Origin of the sequence: Paenibacillus sp. ov031 (assembly GCF_900143165.1) — a bacterium.
GTDB lineage: Bacteria > Bacillota > Bacilli > Paenibacillales > Paenibacillaceae > Paenibacillus > Paenibacillus marchantiae.
Genome location: NZ_FRDO01000003.1, coordinates 172,667 through 186,145, shown reverse-complemented (window position 1 = coordinate 186,145; position 13,479 = coordinate 172,667). Strand labels below are relative to the sequence as shown.

General features: G+C 46.1%; 17 protein-coding genes. 15 read left to right on the top strand and 2 right to left on the bottom strand.

Annotation, left to right across the window (positions count from 1 at the left end; translation table 11 throughout):
- The first annotated feature begins 31 nt into the window (after positions 1-31).
- The 3 genes from BUA17_RS14520 to BUA17_RS14510 all read left to right on the top strand — a co-directional run bounded on the left by BUA17_RS14520 (position 32) and on the right by BUA17_RS14510 (position 2,437).
- The gene (locus BUA17_RS14520; protein ID WP_053780553.1) at positions 32-409 is read left to right on the top strand and encodes a DUF350 domain-containing protein; all 378 of its coding nucleotides are present in this window, start codon (positions 32-34) and stop codon (positions 407-409) included.
- A 118-nt stretch (positions 410-527) separates the two neighbouring features.
- Entirely contained in the window at positions 528-1,094 is a 567-nt protein-coding gene (locus tag BUA17_RS14515; RefSeq protein WP_072734042.1) for a hypothetical protein, read from the top strand.
- A gap of 128 nt (positions 1,095-1,222) precedes the next feature.
- Positions 1,223-2,437 carry an MFS transporter gene (locus BUA17_RS14510; RefSeq protein ID WP_072734041.1) on the top strand — a complete coding sequence of 405 codons (1,215 nt, stop codon included), beginning with the start codon at positions 1,223-1,225 and terminating at the stop codon, positions 2,435-2,437.
- 61 nt (positions 2,438-2,498) lie between these two features.
- Here the strand turns inward: BUA17_RS14510 and BUA17_RS14505 are convergent, their stop codons facing one another.
- On the bottom strand, positions 2,499-3,719 hold the full coding sequence (locus BUA17_RS14505) for an NAD(P)/FAD-dependent oxidoreductase (RefSeq protein ID WP_072734040.1): 1,221 nt from the start codon (positions 3,717-3,719) through the stop codon (positions 2,499-2,501).
- Between the two features lie 96 nt (positions 3,720-3,815).
- Here BUA17_RS14505 and BUA17_RS14500 point away from each other — a divergent pair, with 96 nt between their 5' ends.
- From BUA17_RS14500 to BUA17_RS14470, 7 genes are all read left to right on the top strand, one after another.
- Entirely contained in the window at positions 3,816-4,049 is a 234-nt protein-coding gene (locus tag BUA17_RS14500) for a hypothetical protein (RefSeq protein ID WP_063564215.1), read from the top strand.
- Positions 4,050-4,084: 35 nt separating this feature from the next.
- Positions 4,085-4,480 (top strand): spore coat protein, encoded by a 396-nt coding sequence (locus tag BUA17_RS14495; RefSeq protein WP_063564216.1) that lies wholly within the window; start codon positions 4,085-4,087, stop codon positions 4,478-4,480.
- Between the two features lie 158 nt (positions 4,481-4,638).
- A complete protein-coding gene (locus BUA17_RS14490; protein WP_024628343.1) occupies positions 4,639-5,139 on the top strand; it encodes an Lrp/AsnC family transcriptional regulator in 501 nt (166 codons plus the stop codon).
- A gap of 13 nt (positions 5,140-5,152) precedes the next feature.
- The gene (locus tag BUA17_RS14485) at positions 5,153-6,361 is read left to right on the top strand and encodes an aminotransferase class I/II-fold pyridoxal phosphate-dependent enzyme (RefSeq protein WP_063564217.1); all 1,209 of its coding nucleotides are present in this window, start codon (positions 5,153-5,155) and stop codon (positions 6,359-6,361) included.
- A 190-nt stretch (positions 6,362-6,551) separates the two neighbouring features.
- A complete protein-coding gene (locus BUA17_RS14480; RefSeq protein ID WP_323374397.1) occupies positions 6,552-6,773 on the top strand; it encodes an aspartyl-phosphate phosphatase Spo0E family protein in 222 nt (73 codons plus the stop codon).
- Between the two features lie 162 nt (positions 6,774-6,935).
- Positions 6,936-7,487: a type 2 periplasmic-binding domain-containing protein gene (locus tag BUA17_RS14475; RefSeq protein ID WP_063564218.1), complete on the top strand. Its 552-nt coding sequence runs from the start codon at positions 6,936-6,938 to the stop codon at positions 7,485-7,487.
- A 37-nt stretch (positions 7,488-7,524) separates the two neighbouring features.
- Positions 7,525-8,061 carry a bifunctional adenosylcobinamide kinase/adenosylcobinamide-phosphate guanylyltransferase gene (locus tag BUA17_RS14470; RefSeq protein WP_072734039.1) on the top strand — a complete coding sequence of 179 codons (537 nt, stop codon included), beginning with the start codon at positions 7,525-7,527 and terminating at the stop codon, positions 8,059-8,061.
- A 105-nt stretch (positions 8,062-8,166) separates the two neighbouring features.
- On the opposite strand, the gene BUA17_RS14465 is transcribed toward BUA17_RS14470, so the two are convergent.
- Positions 8,167-8,778 carry a DedA family protein gene (locus BUA17_RS14465; RefSeq protein ID WP_024628348.1) on the bottom strand — a complete coding sequence of 204 codons (612 nt, stop codon included), beginning with the start codon at positions 8,776-8,778 and terminating at the stop codon, positions 8,167-8,169.
- Between the two features lie 227 nt (positions 8,779-9,005).
- Here BUA17_RS14465 and BUA17_RS14460 point away from each other — a divergent pair, with 227 nt between their 5' ends.
- The 5 genes from BUA17_RS14460 to BUA17_RS14440 all read left to right on the top strand — a co-directional run bounded on the left by BUA17_RS14460 (position 9,006) and on the right by BUA17_RS14440 (position 13,465).
- Positions 9,006-9,587 (top strand): cob(I)yrinic acid a,c-diamide adenosyltransferase, encoded by a 582-nt coding sequence (locus tag BUA17_RS14460; protein ID WP_063564220.1) that lies wholly within the window; start codon positions 9,006-9,008, stop codon positions 9,585-9,587.
- Positions 9,584-10,567: an RluA family pseudouridine synthase gene (locus tag BUA17_RS14455; protein WP_072734038.1), complete on the top strand. Its 984-nt coding sequence runs from the start codon at positions 9,584-9,586 to the stop codon at positions 10,565-10,567. The genes BUA17_RS14460 and BUA17_RS14455 overlap by 4 nt, the downstream gene beginning before the upstream one ends.
- A gap of 353 nt (positions 10,568-10,920) precedes the next feature.
- Positions 10,921-11,286 (top strand): arsenate reductase family protein, encoded by a 366-nt coding sequence (locus tag BUA17_RS14450; RefSeq protein ID WP_063564222.1) that lies wholly within the window; start codon positions 10,921-10,923, stop codon positions 11,284-11,286.
- A 173-nt stretch (positions 11,287-11,459) separates the two neighbouring features.
- On the top strand, positions 11,460-12,353 hold the full coding sequence (locus BUA17_RS14445; RefSeq protein ID WP_072734037.1) for a 5'-3' exonuclease: 894 nt from the start codon (positions 11,460-11,462) through the stop codon (positions 12,351-12,353).
- Positions 12,354-12,358: 5 nt separating this feature from the next.
- Positions 12,359-13,465 carry a phosphodiester glycosidase family protein gene (locus tag BUA17_RS14440; RefSeq protein WP_072734036.1) on the top strand — a complete coding sequence of 369 codons (1,107 nt, stop codon included), beginning with the start codon at positions 12,359-12,361 and terminating at the stop codon, positions 13,463-13,465.
- The last annotated feature ends 14 nt before the right edge of the window (positions 13,466-13,479 follow it).

The following is a 13,479-nucleotide window of genomic DNA, read 5'->3' as shown; positions in this document are numbered from 1 at the left end:
GATTGACGAATTGCTGTCTCATCCCTTGGGGATGGTGCTCGGATTTTTCTCCGTAGCGATTATGGAGCTGCTTGTATTTCTTGCTTGCTTTGAACTGGTGACCAAGTACAAATGCTGGCATGAAATCAAGAAGGGCAATGTGGCGGTTGCGATGGCTACAGGAGGCAAGATCTTTGGAATCTGCAACGTGCTTCATTTCTGCATTCAGGCCAAATCATCGGTGTATGAAGCTATGACGTGGTCATTTGTAGGATTTGTCCTTCTGCTCATTGCCTATTTTCTATTCGAGTTTCTGACACCGGTGTTCTCCATTGACAAGGAGATTGAAGCGGATAACCGGGCCGTTGGATTGATATCCATGATTATTTCCGTCTCGTTGTCATTTGTTATTGGCGCGAGCATCATGTAGGGGGACCGTTCATGAAGATATTGATACGGATTCTGTTTGCTGCATCGATTGTATTTTTTGCCATAGGCATCATATATGTGTTAAACACATGATTATCTGAAAGAAAGGTTGATTTAATATGGAACCAACAGTATGTCCATGGTGCCACACCGAGATTGTATGGGATGAGGAGCTAGGTCCAGAAGAAGAATGCCCTTACTGTCATAATGAATTAAAGGGATATCGTACTCTAAACATCAATATCGGTGATGAAGAGAACAATGAAGCCGAGGAAGACATCTATGATATGGATGATGTTGAGGACGGTGAACAAACTACGGATCTCGCCAATTTGTGGGGAGATGAAGTAGAGCTGAAATTGCCGGAGCTTCGTACATTGACGAAATATGCGGATGAGGGCAATGATCTGATTCAATACGAAGAAGGCGTGGAGAAGCAGCTTGATTTGCAAGAAGAGGTTCCGGAATGCCCACACTGCCGTGAATTCATGATCCTCACGGGTACACAGAAGGCAACCAAGGATACGTTCAACACTGTTGCCAACGCTGTCTCTGGTACGGATTCGTTGCTGGATGCGCCGTTCTCTGTACAAATGTATGTATGCTCAGGTTGCTTCCAGGTTCAATATAACCTGTCCGAAGATGACCGTCTGCGTCTGATCCAGAATTTGAGTGCACGGAAATAAGAGAGTAAGACGCTTCTGAAAATATAATAATCCGGGAAATTCATCATGTTTTCCTTCTGCTTGGGGTACGTTAACCCTTAGACCTTGCCTGTGAAGTGCTGACTTCAGGTGGAATAAGGAGGGAGCAGATGAAGATTTCTCTGGGCCGACAATCCATTCTGCTACTAGGCGTGAATGGATTGTTTGTGTTAGCCGGAGCTTTGTCGGGAACGTTTCTGAATGTGTATCTGTGGAAAAGTCGTCCCGACTACGCTATGCTGGGATGGTTTACGATCAGCCAGCAAATTGCACTTGGACTCACGTTTTGGCTTGCGGGAAAGTGGGTCAAGGAACATAACAAAATGAGTGCGTTGCGATTAGGAACGGCCTTGTCAGGTATTTTTTACATGCTTGTTTTATGGGCGGGACCAAAAGCGGTTGACTGGATATGGCCTCTGGGGATTTTGTTTGGATGTGCACTTGGATTGTTCTGGATTGCGTTCAATGTGGTTTATTTTGAGGTGACTGACCGGGAGAATAGGGACCTGTTCAATGGCTGGGTGGGTCTGCTGGGTTCCATGACAGGCATCATCGGTCCGTGGTTCTCAGGTCTTATTATTTCACGAATGGTTGATAATTCGGGTTATCGCCTTATTTTTACGGTGTCATTGGTCATATATGTGATTGCCGTTGTGTTCAGTTTTTTTCTGAAAAAAAGGGAGGTCAGCGGCACATACCGCTGGTCTGAACCGTGGCGACAGTTGTCTGCCAAGGATAGCGCATGGAGACCGCTTGGCATGGGACTGTTTGCACAAGGCGTGCGGGAAGGCGTATTTGCCTTTCTGATTGCATTGCTTGTCTATGTGGCAACTAAGCAGGAATATAAACTAGGGCAGTTCTCGCTAATTACTTCAGCCGTAGCACTGGTGAGTTACTGGGCCGCAGGAAAATGGTTTAAGCCGCAATACAGGTCCAGAGGGATGTTAGCCGGTGCGATACTGTTATTCATCGTGTTAATTCCGCTATTATGGAAGGTCAGCTATGGTACGCTTTTAATTATGGGAATTGGATCTGCCTTATCGATGCCGTTGTATATTTTGCCAATGATTTCGGCAGGATTCGACCTGATGGGAGCGAGCGGCGAAAATGTAGAGAAAAGGGTTGAACTTGTCGTATTAAGGGAGCTTTGTTTGATGGTCGGTCGTTTATTTGGCCTTGCTGTATTTATTCTGACGGTCATGAATGGCCCTTCTTTACAAACATTAACCTGGCTTATTGTGGCGCTTGGGGCTTTCCCGCTTATTGGCTGGATATTCATGCGCAACTTGTTAGTACATCCGGATCAGCAAGAACCCTCAGCATAGGGAAAAGGGTACAGTCCAGGGAATAATCCTGAGCTGTACCCTTATTTATTTGAGGCGTTGCTTACACAGGAGAAGGTTTACTCGTTCTCGTTAATGAGAAAAGTTCCATATCGCCCTTCTCAACTCCTGTAACAGCATCGGCCAAAATAGAAGCAGCGAACATGCTGTACACTGTACCGTTACCGCCATAACCCTCAAGAAAATAAGAATGCGGGTATTCAGGATGTGGGCCGATAAACGGAAGTCCGTCATTCGTATTGCCAAATACGGCACCCCAGGCATAATCAACTTCAAGACCCTCCAGTGGGAAATAAGAGCGAACTTCTTCCAGGAGTGTATCTCCCCGGTGTCTTGCCCGAATCTCACGCTGATCTTCCCTCGGTGTCTCTTCATCCAGACCGCCAGCAATGATCCGTCCGTCTGGTGTGGTTCTCATATACAGGTAAGGGCGTGCCGTCTCCCAGATCAGACTGTGCTCATACCATTCCTTAAGGTCAGGCAACGGTTTTGTAGCGATAGCATAGGTGGTTTGTAGGTAGGCTCCTTGATCCTTTTTGATGGCCTGCGTCTCATAACCGGCAGCAAAAATAACCTTGCTGGCGCGGATTTTCCCACCTGAAGTATGACACAGCACACCATCATCATCGAATTCACAATGAATCATCTCAGTCTGTCCATAGATTCGTGCTCCTCGTTTGCTTGCCGATTCAAACAAGGCATGAACAAAACGATACGGGTTCACTTCAGCATCCCCCAACGTATATAATGCGGCAGGTTTGCTGAAGGGGAAATGGGTGCTGATTTTGTCGGAATTCCACAGTTCAGCTTCAAAGCCATAATGCTTCAACGTTTGATATTCTTCCTCCAGCATGGCTACATCATCAATGCTGCTGGCAAAACAGAGACTGGTCCGTGGAATAAACCAGGGATCGGTATCCAGCCTGTCCGCAATTTGTGTGAGTTTCTGCATGGCTTCACGACATAGTTCATAGAAGCGCACGCCTGTCTTTTCACCAAAGGTATTGATACAGGAGGTCAGTGTTTTGTCGTTTGTGTACTGCAAAAGTCCTGTATTGGCTGAACTACTGCCATGCGCAATCTTTCTCTTATCAATAACAACCGTATTAACTCCACGCTCCGTAAGCAATTCGGAAGTCAGTGCCCCCCCCATACCACCACCTATGATCAAGCAGTCACAGGAGATGTCGGTTTGTAGCGAGGGATAGTTAGAATTTGGGTTAAAAGTGGAAGGCCAGAACGGTGTACCATAGACCAGATCCATTAGAAACATCTCCTTCATGATTACGTTTGTATACTTTTGAGTGACCGGGTTAACAATAATTGCGCATAAACTTTATGCCGAGGAGGTCAACGAAACATGCAGAATCAATCCATGCAAGCGCTGAGTCCGAAAGAATTGAATTATATTGCGGATTCAATAACCAATGAAGAACTGCTGATCAAGCAGTGCGCGGCTACAGCTTCTATCTCACATAATCCGCAAATTCAGCAGGCACTGAATCACTATGTTCGTTCCCATGAACAGCATCTGAACACACTCGTTAATGCTTTGCAACAACATCAATCTATTGCTCCAACACAAGCACAGTAATAGAAGCCGAATCTAACCGTATAGGAGGAAATCGTGTGTATTCTCAATCTTTATCATCTAGTGGATCTTTTATGCAGGAACAGGATTTGTTGAAGTCGATTCTTGCGGATTTAAGACGAACCGCGCGCGAATATACGACAGCAACAACCGAAGCTTCCTGTCCCATTACACGTCGGATGTTCACAGATTTGACCAATGATACACTCCGTTTGCAAGGTGAGCTGTTTAATGTGATGCAGCAGAACAACATGTATTCGGTAGGCTCGAAGGCATTGCGCCAGGATGTGGACAAGCAGATTCAATCGGCCCACCAGACCCAACAGAAATGCCAGCAGTTCATTCAGGAAAAGAATACGCAGGCCAGTGCTTACAACCAGGCGCCTAATGTACCCCAGCATCAACCGAATTACGGTAACCCTTATTACATGTAACCTTTGTAATTATGGTTTGAAGCAGGTACTGTTACAGACCATACCACCGCTTGCCCGAATTCAGGGCGGGCGGTTTTTGTCTTTGCATGATCGTTGAATTCATGTAATATAAGTATTAATTCATTTTCAGGAAGCTGGATGACGCTGGAGGGAAAGACATGAAGGATCTGAACGATCTGCAATTAAAAGTTCTGGATTTGTTGAAGGAAGACGCGAGAAGGACTCCCGCACTGCTGTCGACGCTGCTGGGGGAGTCGGAAGATAAGATCAAGAACGCCGTGGCCCAGCTTGAACAGGACCACGTGATTGTGAAATACGCAACCGTTGTGAACTGGAGCAAGATTGATGATGAGAAAGTAACGGCCTTGATTGAAGTACAGATTACGCCTGAGCGTGGTCGTGGCTTCGAAGGGATCGCTGAACGCATTTATCTGTATCCGCAAGTGAAATCGGTATATCTCATGTCAGGTGCATATGATCTGCTCGTAGAAGTAGAAGGTGGCAACCTGCGTGAAGTCGCTAATTTTGTATCGGAGAAATTGTCTCCGATTGACTCTGTACTTTCAACCAAAACGAATTTTATTCTTAAAAAATATAAGCAGGACGGGATTATTTTTGAAGACCATCAGGAAGACAACCGTCTCATGATCTCGCCGTAAAGGAAGATGCGTCATGATAGTGAATGAACAGACAACAGGAAACAACAAGAAAATGACTTCGTATTTGGCACCTTTGGTTCAACAGATACCGCCATCCGGCATACGTAAATTTTTTGATCTGGTTGGCGATAACAAGGATATCATCACACTGGGTGTAGGTGAACCGGACTTTGTTACACCATGGCATATGCGTGAAGCTTGTGTATATTCACTCGAAAGAGGCATGACCAGTTACACTTCCAATGCGGGTATGCCGAAACTGAGGGAAGCCATCAGCGAGTATCTGGATACTCAATTTGATACCAAGTATGATCCAAAGGACGAAATTATCGTTACCGTTGGTGGCAGTGAAGCCATTGATCTGGCATTGCGTGCATTGATTGTACCCGGAGACGAAATTCTGATTCCAGAACCTTCGTATGTGGCATATTCTCCAATCGCTTCGATTGGTGGAGGTATACCGGTTGGTGTAGAAACGTATGCGAAGGATCAATTTAAACTGACTGCCGAGGCGCTGGAAGCGGGAATTACGCCGAAGTCGAAGGTTCTTATCCTCTGTTATCCGAGCAATCCGACAGGTGCCATCATGACCTATGAAGAATGGCTGCCTATTGCTGAAGTGATCAAAAAGCATGATCTGATCGTCATTGCGGATGAGATTTATGCTGAGCTGACGTATACGCAAAAACATGTTAGTTTCGCTACGATTCCGGATATGAAGGAACGTACCATTTTGGTTAGTGGGTTTTCCAAGGCTTTTGCGATGACCGGCTGGCGAATTGGGTATATGTGCGGACATCCCGAACTGATTGCAGCCATGCTCAAAATTCATCAGTACACGGTGATGTGTGCACCTGCTATGGGACAGGTGGCCGCGCTTGAGGCATTGACGAACGGTTTGGGTGAGAAGGATAGAATGGTTGAATCCTATAATCAGCGCAGACGCCTTATCGTGCAGGGTTTTAGAGATATTGGACTGGACTGCCATGAACCCCAGGGAGCATTTTATGCATTTCCTAGTATCCAGAAGACGGGGCTGAGTTCGGATCTTTTTGCTGAGCGTTTGCTAACGGAAAATAAAGTGGCGGCTGTACCGGGGAATGTATTTGGTCCACAAGGTGAAGGATTTCTTCGTTGTTCCTATGCAACATCTGTGACCCAATTGAATGAAGCCTTGGAACGAATCGGAAACTTTGTTTACAAACTGCAAAAAGAGGGTTAATAGGGATTAGAAGCTTCTGATCGACATAAACTTTCTTCAAACTAGAAAAAAATAACTTTCTTTTACAAAATATTGTGATATAATTTCAATTTGAAATAAGTTTTTCTTGTATTTGGAAACTAATTTTTCCAAGGAGGGGTTGGCTTTGTTTTGTGTTGAATATGATTTACCGACTAATCGTGGGCATTATTTGGCAGAAGGCGATCATGGCGACCGATGGTCGGTGAAACCGGATCACGCATCTTTGCATAACGTTTCCTTGGAAGATGAGATCCATATGCTACGCCGCAAGATGGAACAGATATTCCTTGAAGAGAAATCATTCACATCCGATATTGTAATTGAAATTAGCAGTTTGCTAGATTTGAAGATTAATGAATACATGAAGGCTAATCCGATTAAAGGAAAGTAATTTTTCGTTGTATCGAAACGTTACGCATATTCGATTGGAAGAAGACCCGGAAAGGGTCTTTTTTTTTGATCTATGAACAGATTGCTTTGGATAGGTAGGGTTATTTTTTTGCGTGGAACAATTGTGATATATTGTACATAGGAGACTAAAGGGGGAACTGGAATGAAGAGATTTTGGGGGCTTACCGCAATCATTTCTATGATTTTTCTGCTTGCTGGCTGTGGCGGTAAGGACGGTTTTACAATTTTTATCATTGATAACCAAGGAAATCCATCCGTGATCTCGGAGCAGTTGCAAGCTAATTTGCAGCAGAAGCTGGGCGAGGAGCCCAAGGTGGAGGTTATCACCAGTGCGATGTATGATGTGCAGAAAATTATGGTAGAGTACGCGGCCGGTGGTCATGATATTTTCATTTTGCCTGAGGCTGATATGAAGCAGTACGGAAGTAACGGCTCCAATATTCCGCTTGATGATACATTTGATGCGGAGAAGTATAAGCGCGGTGTATTTGAAGGCGGGGTCCTGGTTGAAAAGGGTGAAGGAGATGACGGTTCAGATATCAAGACAGAATCACATCTCTATGGCATTCCCTTGGAAGACATGCAAATGTTCAAAGATGTAGATTATGCTGCGCAAAATCTGTTTGCTACCATTCCGGTGTCGGCGTCTAATGTCGAAGAGTCCAAGAAAGTGCTGAAGGCGCTGACAGAGTAAATGCAATCTAGTATGGCTACTGAAGGAGGGGAGCGGATTGCTAATTACGGTCACAGGCGGCATAGGCAGTGGTAAAACCCGATTTGCGCTTGGATACGCAGCCCGGATTAGCCGGGAGGGCATCTATTTATCCACTGGTGATCATGATCCCGTGATTCCCGAATTGCCATCCGCTCATTATCGTGCCATCCAGGCTGGGAACGGCCAGCACCTGACGGAGGTGCTTCACCAGATTAATCGAGAATCCAATCTCTTCCTGGCAGATCAGCGGATTGTCATTGTGGATAGTCTGACCGCATGGATGGCAGCCGGGTTCAGGGCAAGTGATGATCTGGATCAGCAGCGTTCAGAGACACAGCTGTTGCTGGACGCCCTTCTGTCTTACCAGGGAAAGCTGCTCGTGATTACCAATGAAATGCACGGTTCTTTATATCCTTCAGAGGAAGAACGAATTTTTGCAGCAAGAATGGCGTCAGTTAACCGGGCGTTGCAGGCGCATTCGGAACAGATGTATCTGTTGATATCTGGCTTGCCTGTTGATCTCAAAGATCGAGGGCTGCGATATGAAGATTAGTATTTCATAGTGTTAAACGATGGACGAGCCTAAAGAAGCCTCCGTTACCACAAATTGTGGTGCGGAGGCTTTATTTTATGACAAAAGCTATGCGTGTAAATTTCTTTATTTCCGAGTTTTATTGCGTCTGATCCACCAGATTATACAGCCAACAACAATAATCGCCAGAAGTACATATACGACCAGGGAGTACACGTCCATAAAGTGCAGAATACTCTCCCATGAAGCACCGAGAGCCGCACCAACCGAGACGAGAATAATATTCCAGGCCAGTGTTCCAATGGTTGTGAAGAGTAGGAATAAACCAAATTTCATGTTGGACATGCCGGCAGGAATTGAGATCAGGCTTCGAACAAGGGGAACCATGCGACAGAATAGTACGGTCCACATTCCATATTTGTCAAACCATGCATCGACACGGTGGATATCTTCTTTTTTGATCCGCAGAATATGACCCCAACGTTCTACAATCTTCTCCAGCCGATTGACATCAATCAGCAGTCCGATCCCATAGAGAATGACAGCCCCAAGCACAGAACCAATGGTAGCAGCAATAATAACACCGGGAAGGGTCAGGCTGGTGTAGGTGGTCATGAAGCCGCCAAAAGGTAATATGATTTCGGAGGGGATGGGGGGAAATACGTTTTCAAGCGCAATAATGAGTGCAATGCCTATGTAGCCGTATTGTTCCATGAAATCGGTTATCCAGTTTTGCATAATCGTCTCCTCTACTTTTGGTTTGCAAGGATTTGGCGTATACTCGGCAGAGTACACCAACTCATATATACGTGTGAAGGATCTCACTGGTTTCTGAAAATAATAGCATTCCCGTATTCATAGCAGGTCAAGTATACTGATTAAGTTAAACTCTAGAAGGGCAATGCATTTATATTTAACCCCAGCGTTCTACCATGCGAATGATATTAACAATAGGAGGGATTACAATGGGCATATATACACGAACAGGTGACGAGGGGCAGACCTCAGTCATTGGTGGACGGGTCATCAAGGACGATGACCGGGTTGAAGCTTACGGGACAATTGATGAGCTGAATTGTTTTGTTGGGCAGGCCATCAGTTTTATTGATCAAGCAAATGGGGAATTTGAGGATTTGCGTGAACACTTGCTCGAAATTCAGCAAGAATTGTTTGATTGCGGGTCCGATCTCGCCTTTGTAAAAATTAGCGAAACCAAATATAAAGTACGGGATGAGATGGTCACCCGGCTTGAGCAATGGATTGATCTGTATGATGCGGAAAATCCGAAGGTGGAACGGTTTATTTTGCCAGGGGGCAGTTTGCTCTCTTCCACATTACATGTCTGCCGTACAGTATGTCGTCGCGCTGAACGCCGCGCCGTAACACTCGGACAGCACACGGATATCAACCCTTCTGTACGACGTTATTTGAATCGTCTGTCTGATTATTTCTTCGTTGTAGCTCGGACTGCTAATGCGAGACAACAGGTAGCTGACATTGAGTATGTGCGGAGCAAAAAAGTATTCCGCCGCAAAGACAAAGAATGAGCGATTATTATTCACCACTTATTTACACGGTTCCCGAAAATGAAGATGGCTGGCTGCTGAAGACCGTGCTTCAGCGGCGCCTACAGGTTTCGCGCAAGCTCCTGTCGAGAATCAAACTTACAGAGCAGGGAATTATGTTGAATGGCGAGCGGGTATACATCAGCGTCAAAGTTAGCGCAGGTGACGTCCTGGAAGTCCGAATGGAACAGGAAGAGTCGGATGATATTTTACCTGAGCCGATTCCCTTTACGATACTGTATGAAGATGAGCACTTGCTTATCGTGAACAAAGATTCCGGTGTCATCGTACATCCAACACATGGGCATTACAAAGGTACTTTGGCAAACGGGGTTGTCCATTATTGGAAGTCCAAAGGCGAGCGATTCCGCTTCAGGCCGATTCATCGACTGGATCAGGAAACATCGGGTGTGCTGGCAATCGCAAAAAATCCATATGTGCACCAGCATGTGTCTGAACAGATGATCGCAGGAACGGTGGATAAACAATATATTGCCTTAGTGCACGGTAGTCCTGCACAAGAAGAGGGGGCCATCGATGGCCCGATTGATCGTGATCCCGAAGAGCCGCATCGTCGAATCGTTACACCTGACGGGTATGCGGCAAGAACGTTATACACGACCGTTGTCCGATGGGCGGGCGGAAGTGCCAGTGCGGTGAATCTGAAGCTGGAGAGCGGCAGAACCCATCAAATAAGGGTACATATGACATCGATTGGCTGCCCGTTAATTGGGGATCGGATGTACAAGACCCTTCCTGTGCATGAGATCGATGGGCAGACCATGGCTGTTCGGGAGGAACGAGATACTTGGATTGCCCGTCAGGCATTGCACGCATGTGAGCTGGCGTTTGACCATCCCATTTTGCAAAGCCGTATGACGTTCCAAGCCCCGTTGCCCGCTGATATGGCTGCCCTGGAGGCTCGCCTGGATACGGAGGCATCACCTAGAGAAGTATTGTGAAATGCTGTCAAACGGCCTGTGATTTGCGCTGTGTGCGGACTTCAGTGCATGGTGCGTCCGCATATCAACTGGATGTAAGATAACCCATGTGAGGGATGCGATGTATCCGAACAATATGCCGTAGGCTAAGGTCTTGCGATTATAAGCTCTTTGGTTCTAGAGCTCTTAGGTCATAGTGTCTTGATCCTAAAATGATATAACCGAATGTATATTTTTCTCATTCGAAAAGAGGTTTAAAATTACAGTGCGATGGTATCGGTTTGGAGCGACTTTTGGATTTGCAAAGCAAACCAAGGGAAGCGAGAAGTCGAAACCGGAGCACCACCGGAGCACACATAGGAGGACAAGTAACGATGAGTAATCTAAAAGTATATCAATACGCCAAATGTGGCACGTGCCGCAAAGCCGTAAAATGGCTGGAAGCTCAGGGGCATGAGCTGGAATTAATCCCTATTTTCGACACACCTCCATCCGAAGCAGAATTAACGGAGTTGATTCAGAAGAGCGGAGTTGAAGTGAAGAAGTTCTTTAATACGAGTGGGGAAGTGTACAAGGAGCAGCAATTGAAGGACAAGCTGCCAGGGTTGTCCACAGAAGAGCAGATTCGTTTGCTGGCTTCCAATGGTCGTCTGATTAAACGTCCAATCGTTACGGATGGTCACAAAGTGACCGTAGGATTCAAAGAAGACACGTATGAGCAGGAATGGAACAACGCGTAATTTATAGATGAATGATTTCATTGATTGTTAAATGAACCAAGGTGAAAAAGGCTCTGAATGTTCAAATTTCAGGGCTTTTTTGGCTGGTCGATCCTTGGCGGAACTATGCTATAATGATAGAATTAGTTCGATATTTTATTTGCTAGATACAGGACAGGAGAGAACAAATTCAAGTGAATCAACGTAATGAACCTACTTTGTTGCTGGTAGATGGTATGGCGGTGTTGTTCCGTGCATTCTATGCAACATCTGCAAGCGGATATATCAGACGTACAAAGGCAGGCGTGCCAACCAACGCAGTATACGGATTTATCCGTTATTTTTGGGATGCGGTTCAGACCTTTGGGCCAAGTCATGTCGTATGCTGTTGGGATATGGGGGGCAAGACGTTTCGCGGTGAAGAGTATGCAGCGTACAAGGGGAACCGTCCGGAAGCTCCGGATGATCTGATTCCTCAATTTGCTCTGATTCGTGAAGTGATGGATAGTTTGAACATTCCGAATATTGGCGCTCAAGGATATGAGGCTGATGATTGCATCGGTACACTTGCCAAGTACTACACCGAGCAGACGGATATGAACGTGATGGTACTTACGGGTGACCATGATATGCTGCAACTGATTGATGACCGCACAAGCATTATTATTATGAAAAAAGGTCATGGCAATTACATGGTGTATACGCCTGAATCTCTAATGACGGAGAAACAACTGACACCTCGTCAAGTGATTGACATGAAAGGTCTGATGGGCGATGCCAGTGACAATTATCCTGGGGTACGGGGCATTGGGGAGAAGACGGCTTTGAAACTTGTGCAGGAGTTTGGCTCCATAGAAGGCATTTTGGACAATATGGATAAACTTACCCCTTCGGTACGTAACAAGATTGAGAATGATCTCGATATGCTTCATCTGTCTCGTAAACTGGCAGAGATTCACTGTGCTGTTCCGGTAGCTTGTGCACTGGATGTATGTGAATTGCGTCTTGATCCGGATATGGTGATGGACAAGTTCGAACAACTTGAGATGAAGAGCCTGGGCTCTTGGATGGGAGTGGCAATAGGGTGAGTAGTATGCAGACAAAAAGGACGGGCAAAAAGTGGTGGACAGGGGCTATGGCCCTCGTCCTTGCTTTGCCGGTAATCCTTTCAGGAGCGGTGAGTGCTCCACAGACAGCGGATGCCAAAGCGGCAATTAGCACCAAGGTACAGAAAGTAAAAGCAGCAGGACGCAGTTTTACCGTGCAGACGGTTAGTATTCCCAAGGGTACACCAGTTACCGTAGGATTGGCGAAGAAGCAGGTCGGTCAGACCGCAACATTACCTTCGATTGTTAAGGCATATGGCGCACAAGCGGCCATTAACGGAGCATTTTTTGAAGCTTATAACGGAGCTCCAGATCCATACGGCATGTTAATAGCAAATGGCAAGGTTATACATATTGGAAGATACGGAACAACGATTGGGTTTAAGGAAGACGGTTCAGCCATCATGGATTCGCTTCAAGTGAGTCTGACGGGTAAAGTAACAGATAAAGAAGGGAAATCACGCAGTTGGTATGCGACCTTTATTAACCGAACACCTTCCGCGAATGCGAGTATTACGATGTTATACACGCCAGAGCGGGGATCTACAGTCGGGTTCAAAGGAGGTACGGCGGTTGTGATGGAGAAAGGGATTGTCACCAAGAAAGTACCGAATACCGATGTAGTCATTCCGAAGAATGGCTCGGTGCTGGTCTTCACGGGAAATCAGAAATCTTCGTCGGATCGCTTCACCGTTGGATCAACTGTAGAGATGAATTATAAATACACCAATGCAGCAGGCAAAGAGATCCCTTGGCAAGATGTAGTCACCGCTGTGGGCGCAGGTCCGCGTCTGGTGAAAGACGGCAAAGTTGCCGTAAATCCAACGAGTGAGGGCTTCAAGGATACCAAAATTCTCAATGCCTCCGGCGCAAGAAGCGGTATAGCCATAATGGCCGACGGTTCGGTTATGTTGACTACCGTGTCAGGAGCGACCATCAAAGAATGGGCTGCTGTCATGCAGAAGCTTGGTGCCAAGGAGGCAATGAACCTGGATGGTGGTGCATCTTCTGGCATGTATGCTGGCGGCAAAATGCTTACTTCCCCGGGCCGCTTGTTAAGTAATACACTTGTTTTTGGTGGCTCTGTTCGTTAAAAGAAAGCTAATAT

Excerpts from the sequence above, each read along its gene's own strand:
- BUA17_RS14520 (WP_053780553.1), top strand. The coding sequence starts at position 32 with ATGGTGCTCGGATTTTTCTCCGTAGCGATTATGGAGCTGCTTGTATTT.
- BUA17_RS14515 (WP_072734042.1), top strand. The coding sequence starts at position 528 with ATGGAACCAACAGTATGTCCATGGTGCCACACCGAGATTGTATGGGAT.
- BUA17_RS14510 (WP_072734041.1), top strand. The coding sequence starts at position 1,223 with ATGAAGATTTCTCTGGGCCGACAATCCATTCTGCTACTAGGCGTGAAT.
- BUA17_RS14505 (WP_072734040.1), bottom strand. The coding sequence starts at position 3,719 with ATGGATCTGGTCTATGGTACACCGTTCTGGCCTTCCACTTTTAACCCA.
- BUA17_RS14500 (WP_063564215.1), top strand. The coding sequence starts at position 3,816 with ATGCAGAATCAATCCATGCAAGCGCTGAGTCCGAAAGAATTGAATTAT.
- BUA17_RS14490 (WP_024628343.1), top strand. The coding sequence starts at position 4,639 with ATGAAGGATCTGAACGATCTGCAATTAAAAGTTCTGGATTTGTTGAAG.
- BUA17_RS14485 (WP_063564217.1), top strand. The coding sequence starts at position 5,153 with ATGATAGTGAATGAACAGACAACAGGAAACAACAAGAAAATGACTTCG.
- BUA17_RS14475 (WP_063564218.1), top strand. The coding sequence starts at position 6,936 with ATGAAGAGATTTTGGGGGCTTACCGCAATCATTTCTATGATTTTTCTG.
- BUA17_RS14465 (WP_024628348.1), bottom strand. The coding sequence starts at position 8,778 with ATGCAAAACTGGATAACCGATTTCATGGAACAATACGGCTACATAGGC.
- BUA17_RS14460 (WP_063564220.1), top strand. The coding sequence starts at position 9,006 with ATGGGCATATATACACGAACAGGTGACGAGGGGCAGACCTCAGTCATT.
- BUA17_RS14455 (WP_072734038.1), top strand. The coding sequence starts at position 9,584 with ATGAGCGATTATTATTCACCACTTATTTACACGGTTCCCGAAAATGAA.
- BUA17_RS14450 (WP_063564222.1), top strand. The coding sequence starts at position 10,921 with ATGAGTAATCTAAAAGTATATCAATACGCCAAATGTGGCACGTGCCGC.
- BUA17_RS14440 (WP_072734036.1), top strand. The coding sequence starts at position 12,359 with ATGCAGACAAAAAGGACGGGCAAAAAGTGGTGGACAGGGGCTATGGCC.